This window comes from Spirochaeta thermophila DSM 6578 (genome assembly GCF_000184345.1).
Classification (GTDB): domain Bacteria; phylum Spirochaetota; class Spirochaetia; order Winmispirales; family Winmispiraceae; genus Winmispira; species Winmispira thermophila.
On the sequence record NC_017583.1, the window covers coordinates 2,227,094 to 2,248,238 of the forward strand.

Below are 21,145 nucleotides of genomic sequence, written 5' to 3' on the forward strand. Positions count from 1 at the left end.
GGCTTCCGTTCTTTCCTTTTCCACGTTATAGTAGGGATAAAGGAGGCCTCTCCATGCGGTCCCGAATACTGCCTCTCATCTTTCTCGTGCCCTTCTGTGTAGGGATATCCTCCCTCCAGGCCGAACCGAACATCCTCTTCATCCATTCCTACGATCCGAGCTACCAGTGGACCATGGATATCGACCGGGGAGTGAGGGAAGAGATCTCCTCCCGACATCCCGAGGTCACCATCTACACCGAGTTCTACGACTCCAAACATTTCGCACCGGAGGATCTCGAGCAACCTTTTCTCTCCTACCTCCTCTCCAAGTATGTAGGGATCGAGTTTTCAGCGGTCCTCGCCTCCGACGACAACGCCCTCAGGTTCGTGCTCTCCCACAGGGCCGAGCTCTTCCCCTATCGACCCGACATCCCCGTACTCTTCTGCGGGATCAACGACGTGGAGTCCTACGATCTCGCCTCACATCCCAATGTGGCCGGCGTGGCCGAACGCATAGACATCCGTGGTACCCTCGACCTCATGCTCCGCCTCCATCCCGACCTCTCGCTGGTAGCGGTCATCGTCGACGATACCATCACGGGAAGGATCAACAAGGAACTCTTTCTCCAGGCTATCCCTCCCTACGAGAACAGGCTCTCCTTCCTCATCATGGAGAACCGTACCATGGACGAACTCCTCGATGACGTGAGAGACCTCCCCGAACACAGTGCGCTCCTCTACCTCACCTTCGTCCGCGACCGCGAGGGGACCCCCTTCACCCCGCTCCAGAGCCTCTCGCTCATCTCGGACGTCTCCTCACGACCCGTCTACACCTGCTGGGACTTCTTCATGGTGGGGGACAAGGTGGTGGGCGGCATGGTGCAACGTGGAGCGCTCCAGGGCAGGGAACTCGCCCTCCTCCTCTCCCGGCTCCTCGAGGGAGAGGATCCCGCCTCCCTGGGTGTGGTGGAGAGGCCGCTCGTGGCGCCCCTCTTCCGATTCGAGGCCCTGCAGATCTTCGGAATCCCACTCGCCCTCCTGCCTCAGGATGCAGAGGTCGAGGGGCTCCCGGAATCCGTACAGTACCGGTTCCCGGGATTCTTCTGGAGCGCCATCCTCCTTGGAGTGATCCTCCTCTCCCTCCTCGGCCTCATCCTCTTCCTCTTCATACGCCAACGCAGGACCGAACGTCTCTTCCGCTCCCTCTTCCAGTGCCTTCCCGACGGCGCCCTTCTCTACGATACACGCGGCAACATACTGATCCACAACAGGGCCGCCGAGCAAATCTTCGAGCGATCCGAGCTCGACATCAAGAAACACGGCCTCGCAGGTCTCCTCGGCCTCTCCCGGAGTGAGGTCGCAGCGCTTCTCTCCCGCCAACGAGAGGAGACCCTCTACACGATGCAGAGAGAGATCACCGGGAAGGACGGGCCGAAATTCGTGGAAATCGTCTCGCTTCCCGTGGCGTTCCACGGAACCCCGGCGGTGCTCGCCATCGTACGCGACATGACCGACTGGCGTAATACGCACCAGCAACTCGAACGTTCGATCAGAGAGAAGGAGATCCTCCTCAAGGAGGTGCACCACAGGGTGAAGAACAACCTCCAGATCATGCGGAGCCTGATCCAGCTTCAGAAGACCAAGGATCTCCCGATCGAAGCCGTCCGTGAGCTCTCCCAGACCCAGAGCAGGCTCTCTGCACTCGCAGCACTCCACGAACTCCTCCACAGGGCCGACGGGTCCGAGCGCATCCGGGTGGATATCTACCTCTCCACCATCGCCTCGCAAATCGCCTCTTCGCTTCTCGAAGGGCAGATCCCCATCGAATGGAAGATCTCGGCCGCGGGCATGGAACTCCCGCCCGACACCGTCATCCCCCTGGGGCTCATCCTCAACGAGCTCATCACCAACAGCATCAAGTACGCCGCTCCGGCGGGAGCACCTCTCGAGATAGAGATCCTCCTCTCCGGGGAGGAAGGCGGCTATACCCTCGTCTACACCGATCCTGGCCCGAACTTCGACTTCGAGAGGCTCCTGGCGGAGAAGAACTCACTCGGCTTTCAATTGGTAAGAGAACTCGCCAGACAGCTCCGTGGAGACATCGCCTATCGCCACGAGGATGGGAAGAATGTCTTCACCCTCACGTTCAGGGGCTAGAGACATTCGGGGAAACACCGCTCGAAGACCTCCCTCAGTGCACCTCCTCCTCCCGGGGCTCCGGTGACGACGGAGGCGACCTCCTTCACCTCCCTCCTCGCGTTCGCCACCGCCACCCCGGTCCCCGCCCATCGTACCATCTCCACATCGTTGCCGCTGTCCCCCATCGCCACCACCCGTTCACGGGGCACCCCGTACCGCTCGGCCACCCATGCGAGCGCCATCCCTTTGTCCACCTCGGGATGTACCACCTCGAGGTACTGGGGCTTGGAGAAGAAAAGGGAGAGCCTGTCGCCGAAGAGCCTGTGGGCCTCGGGGTAGTGTTCCTCGAGACGGACGGGATCATCGTGGAGGAGCACCTTCGGAGGATCGAACGAAAGGAACCTGGAGAGCGGACCCACCACGCGGTAAGGGATACCCACGTTCCGTGCGTAGCGTTCGGCCCGATCATCCTCTGAGGGGACGTAGAAATACTTCTCGTCATAGGTCTGCGCGAAGAGGTCGTGACGTTCCGCCCATTCCAGGAACCCGCAGGCATAGGCGCGGGGGACGCTTCGGGAGAAGAGGACTGCTCCCGTACCCGAGAGGCCCACAAGGGCGCCGTTGAAGGCGATGAAGGGAAAGGAGGCCTCCGGCCAGAACTCCTCGACCACCCGCCTCACCGAGGCGAACGGCCGGCCCGAGGCTACCACGGGGAGGATACCGCACCGCACGGCCCGCCGGAGGAGATGGAGATCCTCTTCGGGCAGTACGCCGTCCCCCGAAAGGAGGGTATCGTCGAGATCACAGGCGAGAAGGGATTTCCAGCGCACCTCACCACCTGTCCCAGTGAACGTACTCTTCCCTGTAACGGGTCCGAGGTTCCTTCTCCTCCGCAGGATACCCCAAGGCGATGCAGGCCACAGGGACGATGTGGCCCGGGAGGGAGAACACTTCCCGCAGGTAGTCCATCCGCTCCTTCCTGGGATACACCCCCAACCAGCAGGCACCGAGCCCCAGACCCGAGGCTGCGAGCAGGACGTTCTCTATAGCCGCGGCGCAGTCCAGCACCAAATATCCCTCCATCCCGGCATGGGCTGCCTGCAGATCCCCGCATACCGCGATCCCGAGCGGGGCCTCGGCCAAGAAGCTCCCATTGGGAAGCCCCTCGGAGACCCGCGTCCTCACCTCCTCGTCCCGCATCACGATGAAGCGCCAGGGATCCTTCGCAACGGCCGAAGGGGCCGCCATGGCGGCCTTGAGGAGGAGCCGTATGGTCTCCAGCGGCACCTCGTCGGGGCGGTACCTCCGCACGCTCCTTCGGGAGAGTATCCAGTGGATCACATCATCTTTGGGTTCCATACCTTCATACTAGCAGCTTCGGCACGACGTGTCAGTACTCTTGCGCACGTTCACATCGACAGGTAGTATCGTGCACGGGAGGAAGGATGGAACGCGTTACCATTGCGCACGTGAGCGATCCTCACATAAGCCTCACGGAGGAGATGCCGTACGGGGTGGATGTGAAGAAAAACTTCCTCGACGTGCTCGACCACGTCCATGCCACAGGATGCGACCTCATCGTGGTCACCGGAGACCTCTGCTTCAGGGACGCCTCTGCCCGGGTGTACCACTGGGTGAGAGAGGCCCTGGAACGTCCGGGGCACAGGTTCCTCGTGCTCGCGGGCAATCACGACGACCCGCGCATCCTCGAATCGGTCTTTCCCCTCACCGCCCCCGACCTCGCGCGCGGCCCCGGCTACTCCTGGTGGATCCGGATCGGGGGATGGGAGATCGGCGGTCTCGACACCTCGGAGGGCCGAATCACGTCTGAGGTGGCCGCCTGGTATCTCACACATCGAGAGCGATCCCCCTCCTCCATCCTCTTCACCCACTACCCGCCCTTCCCCTGCGGCGTACCCCACATGGACAGGAACTACGCCCTCGCCAACCCCCGGGAGGCGATCGGGATCCTCGGTGAAGGCGCCCTCGTCTTCTGCGGGCACTACCACAACGATCGCGTGGTCGTCAGGGAGGGCATCACCGCCTTCCTCACCCCCTCCACGTTCTTCCAGATCGACCCCCACAGCGAGGATCTCGTCGCCGTGCACACGAGAGGGTGGCGCGAGATCGTCCTCACCCTGGAAGGGATCCAGACCACCGTCCACTGGGTGTGATGAGCCCACACACCCGTTCCCGGAATGTACGGGTATCCCTCGAGGGCACGAGCGCCCCCATCCCCGACACCCGCCCCACCACCCCCTCAGCCCACCTCCGCCGCACCAGGTAGCCCAGCACAAGCAGCGTATCCACCGCCTCCTCCACATCGCCCCACCACCACCCCCTGCACACCCCCTCTCCCAGCGCCCGCACCACCTCCCCCCTCTCCCGCCACCCCCGCCACCCCACCGCCTCCCACACCCCCTCCCTCGGCCTCTCAGCCACCCACTCCCACCCCCCAATCCCCTCAACCCGCCCCCGCACCCCCCCCACAAGTCCCCTCCCCCCCGCCAACACCCACACCTCCTCCCACCGCTCCCCCCTCCCCGGCATCATCCCCTCTCCGAACCCCACACACACGAGCCGCCCTCCACCCCTCCCCACCCGCACCTCCCTCCCCCGCCATCGCACCCCCTCCCGCAGCACCCGCACCTCCACCCCCAACCGCCGCGCCTCCACCCCACTCCCACACCGCACCACCCACCCCCCCTCACCCATCCGTTCCCTCACCCACCTCCCACACGACCACACCGGCACCACCCGCACCGTACCCACCACAGGTCCTCCCTTCAAACTACTCCTCGTCGAACAACGCCACCCGGTAGGCGCTCTTCACGAAGAGCACCGGGGGAAGCTCGTCGAACCGTGCGATCTGTCGATCGAACTCGCGCCTATCGAGCGAGAACACCCGTGCGAGCCCCGAAGCCCGCTGGCCCGGCATCCCCATGAGCACGAGAGAGGCATCTCTCGAGTGCTCCTCCACCACCTCGTCGAACGGCCGCTCGTCCGGATCGAGGACCAGCACCTCCCCCTCCAGCCGCGCCACATCCAGCAACGACCGCAGCTCGGCCTCCTCCCTCACCCGCTCCATCCGCTCCTCGAGCACCCGTATGAGCCGGATCCGCTTCCGGGGAAGCCCCCTCTCTGCATCCGTCTCCCGTATGATGTAGGCGAGCAGCGCCATGAGGTTGCCGTTCTCCTGCCCCTTCCACCACACATCGATCCTCTCGTCCTCCTCTCCCCTCGGCACCCCATGCTTGTAGAGGAGCACGTGTCGTCCTTCGCCCGCGAGCTCCTCCACCAGGTCGATGAGGTTGAGGCGCCTGTCGAGCGGCAGGAGCACGGTGTTGAGCACGAGCCCCCCCGGCATCGCGGCCAACGCCGCCCCTCGTATGAGGGCCGAAAAGGGATTCTTCCGCTGAAAGATCACCGCCGTATCCCCGCCGGAGTCGATCTCCCCCTCGAAATCGTCCGGCCTGAGGAGGTTGAAGACCGAAAGGCCCTTGAACGCCGTGATCCTCGAGGCCACCCGCACCCCCTGCTCGATCTGCTCGGGCCTGTCCGCGAAGGCGAACACCCCCATGACCGGCCGCCAGTTCTTGGTCCCCTGGATGATCCTGCGCATACGGCCGAAGGCCCACTGGAGCACCGAGAAGATGAGCCCCCACCACACCCCCTCGAGCCGACCACCAGCCCGGTACTTGAGGAGCAGCCAGAAGAGCAGGAGCTGTGACCCCAGGACCCCCAGGCCCACCCACACGTTGAAGAGCCCGATCACCGCGAGTGCGAGCAACGCCCCATAGAGAGAAATCGCCCAGTGACCCCTGAACGTGGGCCTGAAGCTCGGATTTCCGCTCATCCGCTCGAAGAAGGCCGCCACGTTGATCCAGCCATACACCACCAGGAAGCAGATACCCACCACCGTGGAGACGAAGGTGATATCGCCCGACCACACCGTCCCGAGCACGATGAGGAACGTGACCAATGTGGCCCACCGCGGCTCAGATCCTCCCTTGACGAAATCCTTTCTCACGAACGAGAGGAAGCCCGGAAGGATCCCGTCCTCGGCGAGGGTCTTGAGGGTCCTGGGCGCGGTGAGGAAGTAGGCGAGAGCCGAAGAACCCGTGGCGAAGAGGATACCCAGGAGCACCAGGAGCGAAACGGCAGGCAGGTTGCGACCGAAGAGCGCCACCAGGGAAGGCACCTCTCCCCCTTCTCCCCTAAGGAGCAGGTGAGGATCCATGAGGCTGTAGACGTACGTCACCCCCAGATACCCCAGCGCCGTCACCGCAATGGCGAGAAACGTCCCGAGGGGTAAGGACTTGCGCGCATCCTTGAGCTCCCCACTCATCCCCACTCCGGCATCGATCCCTGTCACCGCGGGGAAGAACGCGGCGAACGCAACCCAGAACCCGAATCCACCCAGGCCTGTGAGGTTCAACCGATTGGCGAACACCCCACCCTCAGATGAGGGCGTCCCCACGAGCGGGGAGATGAGAATCGCCCCTATTGAGGCGGTGAGAATGAAGAAGATCACCACCTGTATCCGTGAAGTGAAGTCAGCCCCGATGAGAGAGCTCACACACCCCACCACTGCGAGCAACGAGGCGATCACCTGTTTCTGCTCGAGCAGCGAGAGCCCCAGGGAGGCCACGAGCTCCCTATATCCCGGCAACCCCGACAGAACCTCCTGGAGCGGCTCAGCAAAACCGATGACATAGAACCCTATGGAGACCGACTGGGCGAGGAAGAGCTGAATCCCGATGGATCCCCCGAACGCACGGCCGAACGACCTCCGGGCGAGAGCATACATCCCCCCAGGCCCCACCTGACGCAGGTTCGTCACACAGTCGGCAAGAGAGAAGGCCGTGGCGAGCGTCACCGTGTTCGAAAGCACCACGATGAGCGCCATCCTCCAGAACCCCATCGCCCCGGTGAGCATGGGGAGCACCAAAAAAAGTACGGCACCAAAGAGCGCCTCATACGAAGGGATGAACACCCCCCGTATCGTACCAAACTTCTTCTGCATCCCACACCTCCGAGCCGAGTATAGTGCTCCCGCGTCTCCACACACAAGAGGGCCGCCCCTAGGGGGCGGCCCTCGACATCCTCTCGGTATACCCTATTTCTTCTTCTTTCGCTTACTCCGCGGCAACTTACGGCGCCCCTGGACGATCTGGACCCCGCTTCCCTCGCCCTTCTCCTCCGACTCCCCACCTGCAGCCTCTTCGGCGGGCGGCGCCGTCTCCTCCTTCACGGAGAGGACCTGCTGCCGCTGTTCCTTCATCTCCTCCTCCTCCCTGTGCCGCGCGTTCCTGATCCACATCATCACCGGGGAGGCGATGAAGATCGAGGAATACGTACCCACCACGATACCCACGATGAGGTTGAAGGCGAAGAGCTTGATATCGCCCGTGGTGAAGATGTAGATCGCGAGCACCGCGAGCAGGGTGGTGAGCGAGGTGATGAGAGTACGGCTCAGGGTCTGGGTGATGGAGCCATCCACGATCTCCCTGAAAGGCCTTTCCTTGAGGAGCTGCGTGTTCTCCCTGATACGGTCGAAGACCACGATGGTGTCGTTGATCGAGTACCCCACGATGGTGAGGATGGCCGCGATGGTGGCGGTACTCACCTCGAGCTGGAAGGCCCCGATCACCCCGAGAAGCACGAACACGTCGTGGAACAGAGCCGTGATCGCACCCACCGCATAGGCCAACTGGAACCTGAACCAGATGTACACCAGCATGAAGAGGATCGCCACCAGCACCAGGAGGAAGGACTGCGAAGCGATACTCGCGGAGAACCGCGGCCCGATGTACTGGGAGGAACGCTCCTCCACGTTCCCCTGACCGAACGCCGCTCCGAGGGCCGACAGGATGGCCGTACGTGTGGTCTCCCTGAAGTTCTCGGCCCCCTCCTCCTCCTTCACCTTGACGAGGAACTCCTGATCCTCAGGGGCTCCTATGGTCTGAACCTGCACCCCCTGAATCCCGGCGAGCGCCCGACGCACATCCTCTATCGACGCCGACACCGACGGGGCTACCGCCACCCGCTCGGTGAGTCCTGCCCGGAAATCGATCCCCAGGTTGAAACCACCCTGAAAGAACGTGGCCACCCCGCCAGCGACGATCACCAGGAGAGAGAGCGTGATGGCAAGGGCGCGATATCGGGTAAAGCGTATGACTCTCATCACTACAGCCTCCAGCTGATACTGAGCTTCTTCACCTTACGCTGTTCCACCAGGTAGTCGAAGATGAGCCGCGAGACCACCAGGGCCGTGAACATGGAGCTCACGATACCTATGGCCAGCGTGACCGCGAAACCTTGGATGGGCCCCCGCCCCACCTGGGAGAGGAAGATGGCCGCGATGAAGGTCGTGACGTTCGCGTCCACGATGGTCCAGAAGGCCTTGGAAAAACCCGCCTTCACCGCGCTCGCCGGGGTCTTTCCGAGCCGGAGCTCCTCCTTGATACGCTCGTAGATGATCACGTTGGCGTCCACCGCCATACCCACGGTGAGGATGACCCCCGCGATGCTCGTGAGGGTGAGGGTGAAGTTGAAGACCGAGAGCAAGGCGGTCATGAAGAAGAGATTGAGCAGGAGAGCGATGTCGGCGACGATCCCCGCCCCCTTGTAGTAGAGGATCATGAAGAACACCACGAGGGCGAAGCCGAGCACGATGGCCTGCACACCCCTGCGGATGGAGTCCTCACCCAGGGAAGCACCCACCGCCTCGTAGTCCTCTATCACGAGGTCCACGGGAAGGGCAGCGGTCCTGAGTATGAGCGAGATGTTCTGCGCCTCCTCGGTGGAGAAGCCGGTGATCTGTACGTTGCCCCTGATGGGCTCCTGTATGGTGGCGTACGCCTTCACCTTGTCGTCGAGCACGATGGCGAGGCTCCTGTCCACGTTGGCGCTCGTGAGCTTGTAGAAGATGTCGCTCCCCTCGCTGTTGAGGGAGAAGAGGACCACCGGTTTTCCCGTGAGCGGATCACGCGAGACCTGGGCGCTCGTGAGGTAGGTGCCGTCCAGGCCCACCTCCTCGTAGATGGCGATGGAACGCACCAGCTTGTCCACCCCGTACTTGTCCTTGGTGTAGTAGCCTGCGATCTTGGTACCCGCCGGCACGAAGTCCACCCGCTCGGCCAGAATCGCAGGATCGGTGATACCCGTCTGCCGCTGATATTCGATGAGCTTCTGCGTGGTCTCGTCGTCGACGATGTGGAAGGTGAGTCGCCCCTTTCCCATGAGGAAGGAGTTCACCCTCGTGGGATCGGGATCTCCGGGAATCTCGATAAGGATCTTGTTCCCTTCGAGCTTGCGGATCTGGGGCTCGGTGACACCGAACCGATCGATGCGGTTGTTGAGCACTTCGAGTGCCCTGTCCACCGCATCCCGTCTCTCGACATCAGTGGGCTCGTGACCCAGTCGCTCTGCCAGGGACGAGAAATCCGGGGCGAGCGTCACCGTGAGTCCCCCGGAGAGGTCGAGCCCGAGCTGGAGCGTCCTGTTCCTCAGCTCCTTGAGCGAGATGATCCGTGCCCTGAAGTAGTCCTCTATGGTCTCGAGAGCTTCCTTTTCGTCAACGAAACTCGAGAGCACGCTCTTGTAGGACCACTTCCCGGGAAGAGGCTCCTTTGCGATGCGATAGTTCCTCTTGGCATAGGTGATGAGGAACGAGAGATCCTCCGGGAGCTCGGCATCCGGATTCTCGCGCACCCCTTGCTTGAGACGTTCGAGTACCTCCAGCGCCTTCGTCTGGCTGTAGCGCCGCACTTCCTCCACGGACGCCTGGGCGACCGTCTTCTCTTCCTCGGGAACGAAAAAGTACCACTTGACGGTGGGGTAGATGAACACCCCGGCGATGACCATAAAGAAGAGCACAAGCAGCAGTCGGGCTCTCTTACTCATAGCGAACACTCCACTCGATGGGATTTTGCAGCGTTACTTGTCGGACACCGGCTTGAGGGTTCGTTCCTTCTTGCGGGCGATGGCCGATTTCTCCATGAGGAGGGTGGTGTGGTCGTCCACCTTGATGACCACGGAATCCTCCTTCACGGACTGAACCACACCGTGGATGCCTCCGATGGTCACCACCTCGTCCCCCTTGTCGAGAGAGGCGAGCATCTGCTGCACCTCTTTCTGCCGCTTGTTCTGCGGCCTGATGATGAGAAAATAGAAGATGAGGAAGATGAGACCGAAGGTGATGAGCGTCACCATCATCTGTCCGGAGGTGCTCGCCCCTTGCGCACCCTCGGGTGCGGCGGCCAGGAGCGGGAAAAGAGCTGTACTGTATACCATAAATACTTCCCTTCTCTGGAAAATATAGTGCACACAAGCTACCACGCAGGTGAAAAGAAGTCAAGCTTGGAGTATGTCCGGCACTGTCAAGGGGGAGTGTTGAAATTGAGCTGGAGTTGATAAGGGGTGCATCTCCCCACCTCTTGTATCACCTGCATGCCCACCACGTAGAGGCCTACCACCTCATCTGCATGGGCACGGCTCATATACCCAGGATACCTCCGCAGAAAGCTCCTCATGTGACGAAACATGTTCTCCGCAAGGTTGCTCGTCCTCACCTTCTCCTTCCACTCATAGGGTAACTCCAGATAGGAGAAGAGCCGCTCCTTCCGCCACAGGAGAGCAGCCGTCATCCGGGGGGCCTTCGTCGCCCACTTCTTCACGAATGCCTCGAACGCTTCCTCTGCCTCCTCCTTCCCTCCTGCCTCAAAGAGCCTCCAGTACTCAGTCCGAAAGGCTCGCCTCTCCTCCTGGAGGTGAGCCTTCTTCCCCTTCTGGTCCCCCATATCCTGCAGAAGCTTCTGCTCAAGGGTGCATTGCAGGTGCCAGAGGCATACCTGCTTCTTCGCCTCAGGATACACGGTCTCCACCGCCTGCCAGATCCCCTCTGCCTCATCGGCCACCACCAGCTCCACCTCCTCAAGCCCTCGCTCATAGAGTTTGGTAAGGAGTCGCTCGTAGCTCGCCCGGTCCTCCTGCTCCGCAACCACCCAGTCGAGGAGCTCATGAGACCCGTCCTCCTTCACTCCCACGGCACTCAGGATCACCAGCCCCCTCCTCCCTTTTCCCCTCAGCTTTCCCCACACCCCATCCAGCACGAGCGCCTTCACCCCTCTAATGGGCCGCCTCCGCCACCGCTCTTTCTCCTCGCGAAGACGCTTTATGAGCCTAAGGAGTGTCTGCGGGTGAGCCTCTCCTATCCCCAGCTCCCGTAACAGAATGGCCCACGTCCGCGCGCTCATCCCTCTCACATACCCAAGGAGGAGCTGCTCAGCGAGGGCCACGAGCCTCTGCTCGTAGGTCACCAGCTTTACCTCCTTCCCCCCGCCGGTGCGAATGCGGGGCACGCGTACCTCCTCGATCGGCCCCCAGGGGGTCTGCACGCTCTTCCACTTTCTGTAGCCGTACCGGTAGTACGGTGCCTTCTCAGCCTCCCCTCGTGCATATCGTGGTCGTCCCACTGCCTCCTCTCTCAGCGTCTCAAGGAGGTGCTCCAGGTACGTCTTGTAGGTGTGGCGCACCTCCTCCCGGAGTTGGGCCTCCACTTGCTTCATCAGATCAGAGAGGGTATACTGTGTATCAATCAGTGTGCGTGTGTTACCACGCTTCATGGGGTATCTCCTCCTTCTTTCAGAGGTTTGGTGGTGGGAGATACCCTTTATCTTTTTTCCCCGCCTTTTTCAACACTCGATGTTACAGTCCCGTATGTCCCGTCTTTACAGAAGATTACACGGAGGTGGACTATTATGCGATTCCATGTGATAATCGAGTCCCCGATCAAGGATCCATCGATGAGGAGTGAGACCCGATATGAACATCGCCTTTTTCATGGACTGTTTCCCCCCGATGAAGAACGGGGTGGTCACGGTGGTGCTCCAGGCCAGGGATGCCCTCGTACGCCAGGGACACCACGTGGTGATCGTCTCCGTGGACACGGCACACCATCCGTACACCGGTCATGACGACTTCCTCCTCTTCCCGCAGATCTCCCTCGACTTCGGTTCCAAGCAGGGGTACGGCTACGCCCTCACGAGGAAGAAACGAGTGGTCGAGTTCCTCACACGACACCGGATCGACATCGTACACAGCCACACCGAGTTCGCCACGGGATTCGCCGCGGGCAAGGCCGCCCGGGCCCTGGGGATCCCCCGGGTGTGTACCGCCCACACCATGTGGGAGGACTACGCCCACTACTTCCCCCTCCTCAAGATGAAGCCCGTGGTGAGGACCTACTTCAGGCGTTACCTCAAGGGGGCCTCGCTCCTCATCGCCCCCTCGCCCAAATCGGCCCTCTACTTCCGGGAGATCACCCCCTGGATGGAGACGGTGGTGGTTCCCAACGGCATCGACATCCAGAGGTTCAAGGGCAACATCCGGGAAGAGGCGGTGCGGGAGATCAGGGAGCGGTACCGCCTCTCTCCCGAGCACCGTGTGGTGCTCTTCGTGGGCCGGATGGGACCCGAGAAGCGCATCGAGGAGCTCTACGAGGCGATGAAGCCTCTCCTGAAGAGGAACACAGCGGTGCGGCTCGTCTATGTGGGCGACGGGCCCGGATTCGAGCCGCTCGCGCGAAGGGTGAAAGCGGAGGGCCTGAACGATCGGGTGATCCTCACCGGGTTCGTGGACTGGGAGAAGATCGCCGCCTTCTACTCGATCGCAGAGGTGTTCGTCTCGGCCTCACTCAGCGAGGTGCACCCCATCACCACCCTCGAGGCCGCGGCGGCAGGCTTGCCTCTTGTCTGCAGGCGCGATGTGAGCTACGAAGGTGTGGTACGCGAGGGGGAGAACGGGTTCCAGGTGGACGACGATGCGGAGATTGAGGAGAAGGTTGCCCTCCTCCTTGAGGACACAGCGTTACGGGATCGGATGGCCGCCGCCTCCCGAGGTGTGGCGGACGAGTACTCCATAGAACGACACGCCGAACGCCTGGTGGAGGTGTACACCAGGGTACTGGCGAACCATCGAAAGGGATAACGCCATACGCCCCCACTTGACAGATAGCCCCCTTTGACGTAAGGTTTAACCATAGAGTTAAACTTTGAGGATAACACATGAGGAACATGGATACCGGTACAGAGGAACGGATACGAAAGGCGGCCTTCGAGGTCTTCAGCGAGAAAGGGAAGGCCGGTACCACCATGAGGGAGATCGCCCAAAGGGCCGGGGTGAACAAGGCCCTTGTCCACTACTACTTCAGAACCAAGGACAGTCTCTACGAGACCATCGCCGAGGAGATGGCCCGACTCGCCCTCAGGCTGGTCTTCCGACCCGGGGACGAGGCCCTCACACTCGAAGAGCTCCTCCCGGTCCTCATCAGGCGCCACATCGAAGCCATGCGGGCCCATCCCCAACTCTTCAGGTTCCTCATCGGCGAACTCGCCTCCAACAGGGCCGAATTCCTCGCCATCTTCGCCCGCCAGCTCACGCTGGGGGAGCGCCACGTGTGGAGTTACTTCCTCGAGAAGATCGAGGAGGCCCGGAAAGAGGGACGCATCAAAGAAATGGATCCTTTCCAGCTCATCCTCGACATCGTATCCCTCAACATATTTCCCCTCCTCGTCGCCCCCGCCCTCCTCCCGCTCATCGCAGAGAAGGCCGGCATCGAACTCGATGTGGAGCAGGTCCTCGAAGAACGGGCCGATCACGTCGCCCGTCTCATATGGGATGCCATCAAAAAGGAGTAGCCCATGAAACCACTCCAGACCCTCTTCTTCCTCACCCTCCTCGCCACCCTCCTCCCCGCCCAGTCTCCAGACCTCCCCACCCTCCTCACCCTCGCCTTCCAGCACGACCCCGACATCCACGCCCTCTCCGCCGAAGCCTCCGCCGCCGACGCATCCCGCCACCAGGCCCTCGCATCCCTCCTCCCCTCGCTCGGCCTCTCCGCCTCTGCCGCCTTCCAATCCGACATCCCCCACGCCACCCTCACCCTCCCCATCGGCACCCTCGACCTCGAACTTGGTGATACCACCTCCTATCAGGCCGGCCTCCTCGCCACCTGGGAGTGGTCACTCGGCATGGAAGGCCTCGCACGCCTCGAAGCCGCCCGACACACCCTGACCGCCGCCCGGCTCCTCGTCTCCGCACACGGACAAGAGCTCACCCGCACCATCCTCACTCTCGCCTTCCGATACCGGCTCTCTCTCGCCTCCACCCAGTCCCTCCAGGCCGCACTCGCCCGGCTCCAGGCCCACCGTGAACGCCTCACTGCACTCAAGACCGGAGGCCTCGCCTCCGAGAAAGACGAACTCGACCTGCTCGTCCAGATCACCCAGACCGCCGCCCGCATCGAGGAAGTCGAGGCCGACTCACGACTCATACTCCGTGAACTCGCCCTCCGCTGCGGGCTCGACCGGCTCGAAGGCCTTTCCATCCCCCCTGAACTCCTCACCGTGCAAGCCCCCTCCACCCTGGAACCCCTCCGCGACCGCCTCACCACCCTCCCTGCCGCTCTCGCAGTCGAGGCCCGGATCCACACCCAGGCGGCCCTCCTCGAGGCCGCAAAAGCCTCCTGGTGGCCGCACCTCCAGGTACAGGCGGGTGGCACCCTCGAATACCCCGGTCTCTCCCTCACCGAGGACGAAGCCGACATCCTCTTCACCGGACGCATCGGCCTCACCTGGCCCCTCTTCACCTCCGGCGCCCGCACCGCGCACATCGACGAACAGAAAGCCCGCCTCGAGGCAGCCCGGGCCACGCACACCCGCACCATCCGGGATCTCGCCCTTGCCTTCGACCGGCTCCTCGAGGAGGCGCATACCCGCTACACCGCCTATCAGGCGGACCGGGAGATCCTCGCGCTCGCGGAACGACGGCACGCCATCGTGCAGGAAGAGTGGCGCCAGGGGCAGACTCCCCTTGCCCAGCTCCTCGAAGCCGAGCAACGGCTCCGCGAAGCCGAACTCGGAGTTCAACAGGCACTCTACGCCTACCTCCTCGCCTACCACCAGACCCGCCTTTTCGCCGGATCACCACTCTTGCCACAGGAGGAGACCCCATGAGACGACTCATCATCCCCCTCACCCTGCTCTTTGCCGCCTGCAGTGCGGAACACGGCTGGTACACCGGCATCGTGGAGGGCACGCAGTACCTCCTCTCCAGCCCCGTGGCCGAACGCCTCGTCGCATTGGAAGTCCAGGAAGGCGACGAGGTAGAGGAAGACCAGATCCTCGCCCGACTCGACCATACCGCCCTCGACCTCAAGATCACCGCACTCGAGGCCCAACTCGAACAACTTGTCTACCAGGACGAGGAGCTCGAAGCCCGCATCCGACAAGCCGCAGAGATGCGGGATTACCTGCGCACCACCTACGAACGCAACAAGACCCTGCTCGAAGCCCAGGCAGTCTCACCCCAGACCGTGGACGAGCTCGCTTCCCGACTCTCCAACCAGGAGGCAGAGCTGGCCGCACTCCAGGCCCGGAAGAAGGCCCTCCACGCCCAGAGGAAGGCCCTTCAGGCAGAGCTCGAAGGCCTCGAACTCCAGCGCACACGCACCCTCATCGCCGCACCCGCAGCAGGGATCGTGGAGGAAGTCTTCTACGACGTGGGGGAGATGGTCCCGTCCTTCTCCCCCGTGGTGGAGGTGGCGGATCTCGCCCACGTCTACACCACCGTCTACGTGGAAGAGAGGACCCTCGCCCGGATACAGCCCGGGCAGGAGGTGCGCGTCCGCACCGTGCTCGACGAGCGGACCGGCACGGTGGTGAAACTCCCCACCAAAGCCGAGTTCTCTCCCAAGGAGGTCCGCACCCCCGAGACCCGGGAGGCCCTGGTCTACGGGGTGAAGGTGCTCATCCCCAACGACGACCTCGTGGTCAAGATAGGCATGCCGGTGGAGGTCTCGTTCCAATGACCCTCGTGCGAGTAGAAGGCCTCACACACACCTACCAGAGCAGGCCTGCGGTGGACGACATCACCTTCACGATAGAGGAAGGCCGCATCGTGGGGCTCATAGGTCCCGATGGTGCGGGGAAGACCACCACCATGCGCATCCTCCTCGGGATGGAACACCCCGAGAGCGGCACCATCCATCTCCCCGAGGAGGACCACTCTCACTGGATCAGGAGCCATGTGGGCTACATGCCCGAGCGATTCTCCCTCTACGAAGACCTCACGGTGGAAGAAAACCTCTGGTTCTTCGCCACTGTCCACGGCCTCTCCGAGGCCCAGTTCAGGGAGAAGGCCGCCTGGCTCTACCGCTTCAGCAGGCTTGAACCATTCAGGACTCGGAGGGCCGGTGCCCTCTCAGGCGGGATGAAGCAGAAACTCGCCCTCTCGTGTGCCCTGCTCCACGCCCCCCGCCTCCTCATCCTCGATGAACCTACCACCGGCGTGGATCCACTCTCTCGCAAAGAGTTCTGGGACATGCTCGACACCCTCAAGGGAGAGGGCATGGGCATCCTCATCTCAACTCCCAACCTCGGCGAGGCCGAGCACTGCGACACCGTGCTCTTCCTCCATGAGGGGAAAATCATGCTTCAGGGCTCCCCCGATCAACTCAGCGGGAGGATGGAGGGCCGCATCTTTCGGATCGACACCGAGACCGATCCCCGGGCACTCCGGGAGGAAGTACGCAGGATGGCGCCCCACATCCCCTGCTACCTCGGGCCGGACGGGCTCCGCCTCGCAGCCACCCCTGAGGAACTCTCTCCGATCGTCTCGGCCGGCTATCGCATCGAAGGTCCCCTTTCCCCCAGGCTGGAAGACGCCTTCCTCGCCACCTTCCTCGGCATAAGAGACCGGGAGGCGTTATGAACAGAGGGCAGCACACCACCCCTCCCATGATCGAAGTGGAAGGACTCGTGAAGCGTTTCGGCACCTTCATCGCGGTGGACCACATCTCGTTTTCGGTAGCCCGAGGAGAAGTCTTCGGCCTTCTGGGAGCCAACGGGGCCGGGAAGACCACCACCATAAGGATGATCTGCGGCCTCCTCGCTCCCACTGAAGGCCGCATCTTCGTGGATGACATACCGGTCCACCGGCGGCCCCGCCTCGCCCGCACCCGTATCGGCTACCTCTCCCAACGCTTCTCTCTCTACGAGGACCTCTCTCCCGAGGAAAACCTGCGCTTCTTCTCCGCCCTCTACGGAGTACCCCAAGACACGACGAAGGCTCACCTTGCCCGTCTCTCTTCATGGCTCGGGGAGGGATTTCGTCAGCCGGTACGCACGCTCCCCCTGGGATTCAGACAGCGCGTCGGCCTCATGTGCGCCCTCCTCCACGATCCGCCCCTTCTCATCCTCGACGAGCCTACTTCTGGAGTAGATCCCATCGGAAGGCAGGAGTTTTGGGAGGAGATCTACCGCCAGAGCTCGGAGGGTAAAACCATCCTGGTGACCACCCACTACATGGAAGAGGCCGAATACTGTCAGCGGGTGGCAATCATGCATCAGGGAAAGCTCCTCAACGAAGGGGCTCCGCGGGAAATCATGGCCCGATCCGGCACACGCACCCTCCAGGAGGCCTTCATACACATGGTGAAATCAGGAGATACGGGATGAAACTCTGGGCTCTCCTCCGAAAAGAATGGTGGCACCTCGCCCGAGACTACCGCACGCTCCTCGTACTCTTCATTCTCCCCCTCCTCCAGCTCATCCTCCTCGGGTATGCCATGGAAACAGAGCCGAAACAGATCCTCCTCGTGATCCACGACTTCGATCGGACATCCCTCTCCCGGACTCTCGTGGACCGTCTTTCAGGCAATCCACTCTTTCTCGTGAGACGCTCCGAGCTCCCTGCATCAGAGCTCTTCGCACGGAGGGAAGCGGAGGCCGTACTCACCCTCCTTCCCGGCACTACCCGGAGCCTCATCCGGGGAGGCGACATCCTCCCCCACCTCGCAGTGGACGCCTCCGATCCGCAGCGGGCCCAGACTGTGGCCGCCTACATCCTCCACGCCATCTCCGCGGTCCTCGCATCCATCCCCTCGTCCTCTATCTCCGCCACCCCTGTCTTCCTCTACAACCCCACACGGGAGAGCGCCTTCTTCTTCGTACCCGGAATCACCGCCCTCCTCATTCTCATGGCCTCCGCCCTGCTCTCCAGCCTCACCATCACAAGGGAAAAGGAGTCGGGAACCTTCACACTCCTCAGGCTCTCCCACCTCTCCCCGGCCGAGGTGATAGGGGGCAAGCTCATCCCCTATTTCCTCCTCGCAGGGATCCTCTCACTGGTGGTCCTGGCTGCGGGCATGCTCCTCTTCGGCGTGCCGCTCAAGGGGAACGCGTTCCTCCTCGTAGGGGTCCTCCTCCTCTACACCCTCACCGGGATCAGCATGGGCATCCTGGTCTCGAGCGTGGCCCCCACCCAGCAGTCCGCCATGCTCATGTCGCTTCTCATCACCCTCTTCCCCACCCTCCTTCTCTCGGGCTTCATCTTTCCCCTCGAGTCCATGCCCCTGGTCCTGAGGATGATAGGCCACGCCCTGCCCGCCACCTACTTCCTCCAGTGCCTGCGGGGCATCATGCTCAAGGGGAACACCGTCTCCCAGCTCATCCCTCAACTCTCAGCCCTGGGTGGATTCACCTTGTTCTTCCTCTTCGTGGGCACGGTGCGCGCAAAAACCCTCATGGAGCTCTCGTCATGAAACGACTCCTCGCCTTTCTCAGGAAGGAATTCCTCCTTCTCAAGGCCGATCCGCTGCTTCCTCGTCTCATGATCGCAGCCCCGCTCGTCCAGCTCCTGGTGCTCGGCTACGCCCTCACCTTCGAGACTGCGCACGTGAAGACCGCGATCCTCGACCTCGACCGCTCTCCGGCCTCCCGTTCCCTCACGGCCGCCCTCGAGGCGAGCGACAGGTTCGATCTCGTCGCCCGTGTGACATCTCTCGACGAGCTCGAGGAACGCATCGAGGAGTGGGAGGTGAAGCTTGGGATCTACATCCCCCCGGACTTCTCCCGACACCTCGAAAGGGGACAGGCCCAGGTGCTCTGCCTTCTCGATGCCGTGGATGGCACCCAGGCCTTCACGGCCTACACCTATTTCGAGGCCTTGGTGGCACAAACCTTTCGTCACGCCGGCACTCAACCCGTATTCCGTGAGGGAAGCGCCACGGTGCACTACTGGTACAACCCGCTCCTCAAGAGCCAGGTGTATATGGTCCCCGGGCTCGTGATCCTCATCGTCACCGTGGTCTCGCTCCTCCTCGGCTCGCTCTCCCTCGTACGGGAGAAGGAACAGGGCACGCTCGACCAGCTCCTGGTGAGTCCCCTCTCCCCACTCCAGATCCTGGCAGGCACGCTCTTCCCCTTCCTCCTCTACTCCCTCGCCGAACTCTCTCTCGCCATGACCGCGGCATGGGCCATCTTCGGCACCATCCCGCAAGGAAACATCCTCTCGCTCTTCCTCGTGGTCATCCTCTACCTCTTCGCCACCCTGGGGCTCGCCCTCCTCATCTCCACGGTCTCGCACACCCAGACACAGGCTCTCTTCTTCGCCTGGTTCGCCATGGTGATGCTCATCCTCCTGAGCGGGTTCCTCATCCCTGTGGCGAACATGCCCGAGTGGCTCAAGGCCCTCACCCTGCTCAACCCCCTCCGCTACATGATGACCGTGGTGCGGGAGCTCTACATAAAAGGAGCACCCCTCTCCGCGCTCTGGAGAGAGGTGCTCGCACTCGGAGGGCTCGGGATCATCGTCATGGGTGCCGCAGCAGCCCGCTTCGGACGAAGCAGCACCTAAGGGCTAGACCAGCGCACGCCCGGGTTCCTCCAGGTACTTCGCGAGGTCGGCCATGAAGGCAGCCCCCAGTGCGCCGTCTATGGTCCTGTGATCGCAGGAGAGGGTGAGCCGCACGATGCGCGCCGGCACCACGCCTCCTCCCTCCCACACCGGTTCGGTAGTCACCGCCCCCACGGCGAGTATGGCCGAAGCGGGCGGATTGATGATGGCCGTGAACTCCGTGATGCCATAAGACCCCAGGTTGCTGATGGTGAACCCCGCCCCGCTGTACTCCTCAGGGGCCAGCTTCGCTTCACGGGCCCTGGCGATGAGGTCCTTGAGCTCGTGATCGATCTCCTCCACGGTCTTGTACTCACAGGAACGCACCACGGGGGTGATGAGGCCGCCGGGGAGCGCCACGGCGAGCCCAATGTCCACCGAATCGAAGTAGCGGATGGCCTCGCCCTCCCATGAGGAGAGGATCTGCGGATGCCGCACGAGGGCCTCGGCAGCGAGCTTCATGAGGAAGGCATTGAAGGAGAGCCGCTCCTCCCGGCTTTCGTTCACCTGCTCCCGCAGGGCAACGAGCCTGTCGGCGCGGACCTTCACCGTGAGGGTGAAGTGGGGAGCGGTGCGCTTCGACTCGGAGAGCCGCCGTGCGATGGCCGCCCGCATGGGCGTCACGGGCTCCAGCCCGCCTGCAACCCGCCGCGGCCCACCGGATGCTGCCAGGGGAGCGGCGTGTCCGGCCTTCGCGGCCTCCTCCACGTCCTGCACCGTCACCCTGCCACCCGGCCCGGAGCCACGCACCACCCGCAGGTCCACACCAAGTTCCTTCGCCCGCTTCCGCGCAAGTGGGCTCGCCTTCACCCTTCCGGGAGGAAGTGGCAGCTCCACCGTACCTCCCGTCTCCACCGGTTCACGGACATCTCTCCTCTCTCCTGTCTTCACACGCACCGCCTTCTTCTCAGCTCCCAGTGGAGAAGCAGCGCTTTCCACCTCAACCCGGGGTTCCTCTCGCTCTCGTGCCCCCCCTCCCTTTTCTACAGCCTTTGTCTCTCCTGTATCACTCGAAATCTCGGCGAGGATCGAGGAGACGTCCTCCCCCTCCTCCCCGAGAACCGCGATCACCTCACCCACCCGTGCCTTCTCCCCCTCCTTCTTGAGGATCTCGAGGAGCACGCCGCTCTGGGTGGATTCGTAGTCCATCGTGGCCTTGTCGGTCTCCACCTCACAGAGGACATCCCCGCTCTCGACCCTGTCACCCTTGTTCTTGTGCCAGGCGACGATCGTTCCTTCCTCCATGGTGGGGGAGAGGGCTATCATGAGCACCTTTTCCGCCATAG

General features: G+C 62.7%; 19 protein-coding genes. 10 read left to right on the forward strand and 9 right to left on the reverse strand.

The window, feature by feature from the left end; genetic code table 11:
• Positions 1 to 53: 53 nt before the first annotated feature.
• Positions 54 to 2,138: a histidine kinase dimerization/phosphoacceptor domain -containing protein gene (locus tag SPITH_RS10140; RefSeq protein WP_014625569.1), complete on the forward strand. Its 2,085-nt coding sequence runs from the start codon at positions 54 to 56 to the stop codon at positions 2,136 to 2,138.
• On the opposite strand, the gene SPITH_RS10145 is transcribed toward SPITH_RS10140, so the two are convergent.
• Both SPITH_RS10145 and SPITH_RS10150 read right to left on the reverse strand, forming a co-directional pair.
• Positions 2,135 to 2,950, reverse strand: a complete 816-nt coding sequence (locus SPITH_RS10145) for a Cof-type HAD-IIB family hydrolase (protein WP_014625570.1) — start codon at positions 2,948 to 2,950, stop codon at positions 2,135 to 2,137. The genes SPITH_RS10140 and SPITH_RS10145 overlap by 4 nt on opposite strands.
• A 1-nt stretch (position 2,951) precedes the next feature.
• The gene (locus tag SPITH_RS10150) at positions 2,952 to 3,479 is read right to left on the reverse strand and encodes a nitroreductase family protein (RefSeq protein WP_014625571.1); all 528 of its coding nucleotides are present in this window, start codon (positions 3,477 to 3,479) and stop codon (positions 2,952 to 2,954) included.
• An 86-nt stretch (positions 3,480 to 3,565) separates the two neighbouring features.
• Here SPITH_RS10150 and SPITH_RS10155 point away from each other — a divergent pair, with 86 nt between their 5' ends.
• A complete protein-coding gene (locus SPITH_RS10155; protein ID WP_014625572.1) occupies positions 3,566 to 4,294 on the forward strand; it encodes a metallophosphoesterase family protein in 729 nt (242 codons plus the stop codon).
• Here the strand turns inward: SPITH_RS10155 and SPITH_RS10160 are convergent.
• The 6 genes from SPITH_RS10160 to SPITH_RS10185 all read right to left on the reverse strand — a co-directional run bounded on the left by SPITH_RS10160 (position 4,254) and on the right by SPITH_RS10185 (position 11,749).
• Positions 4,254 to 4,910, reverse strand: a complete 657-nt coding sequence (locus SPITH_RS10160) for a hypothetical protein (RefSeq protein ID WP_245523384.1) — start codon at positions 4,908 to 4,910, stop codon at positions 4,254 to 4,256. The two genes, SPITH_RS10155 and SPITH_RS10160, sit on opposite strands and share 41 nt — an antisense overlap.
• A gap of 1 nt (position 4,911) precedes the next feature.
• Positions 4,912 to 7,146 carry an APC family permease gene (locus SPITH_RS10165; RefSeq protein WP_014625574.1) on the reverse strand — a complete coding sequence of 745 codons (2,235 nt, stop codon included), beginning with the start codon at positions 7,144 to 7,146 and terminating at the stop codon, positions 4,912 to 4,914.
• A gap of 93 nt (positions 7,147 to 7,239) precedes the next feature.
• Positions 7,240 to 8,307 (reverse strand): protein translocase subunit SecF, encoded by a 1,068-nt coding sequence (gene secF, locus SPITH_RS10170; RefSeq protein WP_014625575.1) that lies wholly within the window; start codon positions 8,305 to 8,307, stop codon positions 7,240 to 7,242.
• 2 nt (positions 8,308 to 8,309) lie between these two features.
• On the reverse strand, positions 8,310 to 10,028 hold the full coding sequence (gene secD / locus SPITH_RS10175) for a protein translocase subunit SecD (RefSeq protein ID WP_014625576.1): 1,719 nt from the start codon (positions 10,026 to 10,028) through the stop codon (positions 8,310 to 8,312).
• Positions 10,029 to 10,061: 33 nt separating this feature from the next.
• Complete coding sequence (yajC, locus tag SPITH_RS10180) at positions 10,062 to 10,418, reverse strand: preprotein translocase subunit YajC (RefSeq protein ID WP_014625577.1); 357 nt, start codon at positions 10,416 to 10,418, stop codon at positions 10,062 to 10,064.
• Between the two features lie 86 nt (positions 10,419 to 10,504).
• Positions 10,505 to 11,749 carry an IS256 family transposase gene (locus tag SPITH_RS10185; RefSeq protein WP_014624767.1) on the reverse strand — a complete coding sequence of 415 codons (1,245 nt, stop codon included), beginning with the start codon at positions 11,747 to 11,749 and terminating at the stop codon, positions 10,505 to 10,507.
• Between the two features lie 199 nt (positions 11,750 to 11,948).
• On the opposite strand from SPITH_RS10185, the gene SPITH_RS10190 reads away from it, so the two are divergent.
• The 8 genes from SPITH_RS10190 to SPITH_RS10225 all read left to right on the forward strand — a co-directional run bounded on the left by SPITH_RS10190 (position 11,949) and on the right by SPITH_RS10225 (position 19,820).
• Positions 11,949 to 13,112 (forward strand): glycosyltransferase, encoded by a 1,164-nt coding sequence (locus tag SPITH_RS10190; RefSeq protein WP_014625578.1) that lies wholly within the window; start codon positions 11,949 to 11,951, stop codon positions 13,110 to 13,112.
• Positions 13,113 to 13,189: 77 nt separating this feature from the next.
• Complete coding sequence (locus SPITH_RS10195; RefSeq protein ID WP_014625579.1) at positions 13,190 to 13,822, forward strand: TetR/AcrR family transcriptional regulator; 633 nt, start codon at positions 13,190 to 13,192, stop codon at positions 13,820 to 13,822.
• 3 nt (positions 13,823 to 13,825) lie between these two features.
• Positions 13,826 to 15,139 (forward strand): TolC family protein, encoded by a 1,314-nt coding sequence (locus SPITH_RS10200; RefSeq protein WP_014625580.1) that lies wholly within the window; start codon positions 13,826 to 13,828, stop codon positions 15,137 to 15,139.
• Positions 15,136 to 15,993 carry an HlyD family secretion protein gene (locus tag SPITH_RS10205; protein WP_014625581.1) on the forward strand — a complete coding sequence of 286 codons (858 nt, stop codon included), beginning with the start codon at positions 15,136 to 15,138 and terminating at the stop codon, positions 15,991 to 15,993. Before SPITH_RS10200 ends, SPITH_RS10205 begins: the two co-directional genes overlap by 4 nt.
• On the forward strand, positions 15,990 to 16,895 hold the full coding sequence (locus SPITH_RS10210) for an ABC transporter ATP-binding protein (protein WP_014625582.1): 906 nt from the start codon (positions 15,990 to 15,992) through the stop codon (positions 16,893 to 16,895). The genes SPITH_RS10205 and SPITH_RS10210 overlap by 4 nt, the downstream gene beginning before the upstream one ends.
• A complete protein-coding gene (locus SPITH_RS10215; RefSeq protein WP_014625583.1) occupies positions 16,892 to 17,641 on the forward strand; it encodes an ABC transporter ATP-binding protein in 750 nt (249 codons plus the stop codon). Before SPITH_RS10210 ends, SPITH_RS10215 begins: the two co-directional genes overlap by 4 nt.
• Entirely contained in the window at positions 17,638 to 18,726 is a 1,089-nt protein-coding gene (locus SPITH_RS10220) for an ABC transporter permease (RefSeq protein WP_014625584.1), read from the forward strand. The genes SPITH_RS10215 and SPITH_RS10220 overlap by 4 nt, the downstream gene beginning before the upstream one ends.
• A complete protein-coding gene (locus tag SPITH_RS10225; protein ID WP_014625585.1) occupies positions 18,723 to 19,820 on the forward strand; it encodes an ABC transporter permease in 1,098 nt (365 codons plus the stop codon). The genes SPITH_RS10220 and SPITH_RS10225 overlap by 4 nt, the downstream gene beginning before the upstream one ends.
• 3 nt (positions 19,821 to 19,823) lie before the next feature.
• Here the strand turns inward: SPITH_RS10225 and SPITH_RS10230 are convergent, their stop codons facing one another.
• A complete protein-coding gene (locus tag SPITH_RS10230) occupies positions 19,824 to 21,143 on the reverse strand; it encodes a dihydrolipoamide acetyltransferase family protein (RefSeq protein WP_014625586.1) in 1,320 nt (439 codons plus the stop codon).
• Positions 21,144 to 21,145: the final 2 nt, after the last annotated feature.

Bases quoted from the DNA above. Each gene is read 5' to 3' on its own strand.
- secF (WP_014625575.1), bottom strand. From the start codon at position 8,307: ATGAGAGTCATACGCTTTACCCGATATCGCGCCCTTGCCATCACGCTC.
- SPITH_RS10200 (WP_014625580.1), top strand. From the start codon at position 13,826: ATGAAACCACTCCAGACCCTCTTCTTCCTCACCCTCCTCGCCACCCTC.
- SPITH_RS10155 (WP_014625572.1), top strand. From the start codon at position 3,566: ATGGAACGCGTTACCATTGCGCACGTGAGCGATCCTCACATAAGCCTC.
- secD (WP_014625576.1), bottom strand. From the start codon at position 10,028: ATGAGTAAGAGAGCCCGACTGCTGCTTGTGCTCTTCTTTATGGTCATC.
- SPITH_RS10215 (WP_014625583.1), top strand. From the start codon at position 16,892: ATGAACAGAGGGCAGCACACCACCCCTCCCATGATCGAAGTGGAAGGA.
- SPITH_RS10190 (WP_014625578.1), top strand. From the start codon at position 11,949: ATGAACATCGCCTTTTTCATGGACTGTTTCCCCCCGATGAAGAACGGG.
- SPITH_RS10195 (WP_014625579.1), top strand. From the start codon at position 13,190: ATGAGGAACATGGATACCGGTACAGAGGAACGGATACGAAAGGCGGCC.
- SPITH_RS10185 (WP_014624767.1), bottom strand. From the start codon at position 11,749: ATGAAGCGTGGTAACACACGCACACTGATTGATACACAGTATACCCTC.
- SPITH_RS10140 (WP_014625569.1), top strand. From the start codon at position 54: ATGCGGTCCCGAATACTGCCTCTCATCTTTCTCGTGCCCTTCTGTGTA.
- yajC (WP_014625577.1), bottom strand. From the start codon at position 10,418: ATGGTATACAGTACAGCTCTTTTCCCGCTCCTGGCCGCCGCACCCGAG.
- SPITH_RS10165 (WP_014625574.1), bottom strand. From the start codon at position 7,146: ATGCAGAAGAAGTTTGGTACGATACGGGGGGTGTTCATCCCTTCGTAT.
- SPITH_RS10205 (WP_014625581.1), top strand. From the start codon at position 15,136: ATGAGACGACTCATCATCCCCCTCACCCTGCTCTTTGCCGCCTGCAGT.
- SPITH_RS10210 (WP_014625582.1), top strand. From the start codon at position 15,990: ATGACCCTCGTGCGAGTAGAAGGCCTCACACACACCTACCAGAGCAGG.
- SPITH_RS10220 (WP_014625584.1), top strand. From the start codon at position 17,638: ATGAAACTCTGGGCTCTCCTCCGAAAAGAATGGTGGCACCTCGCCCGA.
- SPITH_RS10230 (WP_014625586.1), bottom strand. From the start codon at position 21,143: ATGGCGGAAAAGGTGCTCATGATAGCCCTCTCCCCCACCATGGAGGAA.
- SPITH_RS10225 (WP_014625585.1), top strand. From the start codon at position 18,723: ATGAAACGACTCCTCGCCTTTCTCAGGAAGGAATTCCTCCTTCTCAAG.
- SPITH_RS10150 (WP_014625571.1), bottom strand. From the start codon at position 3,479: ATGGAACCCAAAGATGATGTGATCCACTGGATACTCTCCCGAAGGAGC.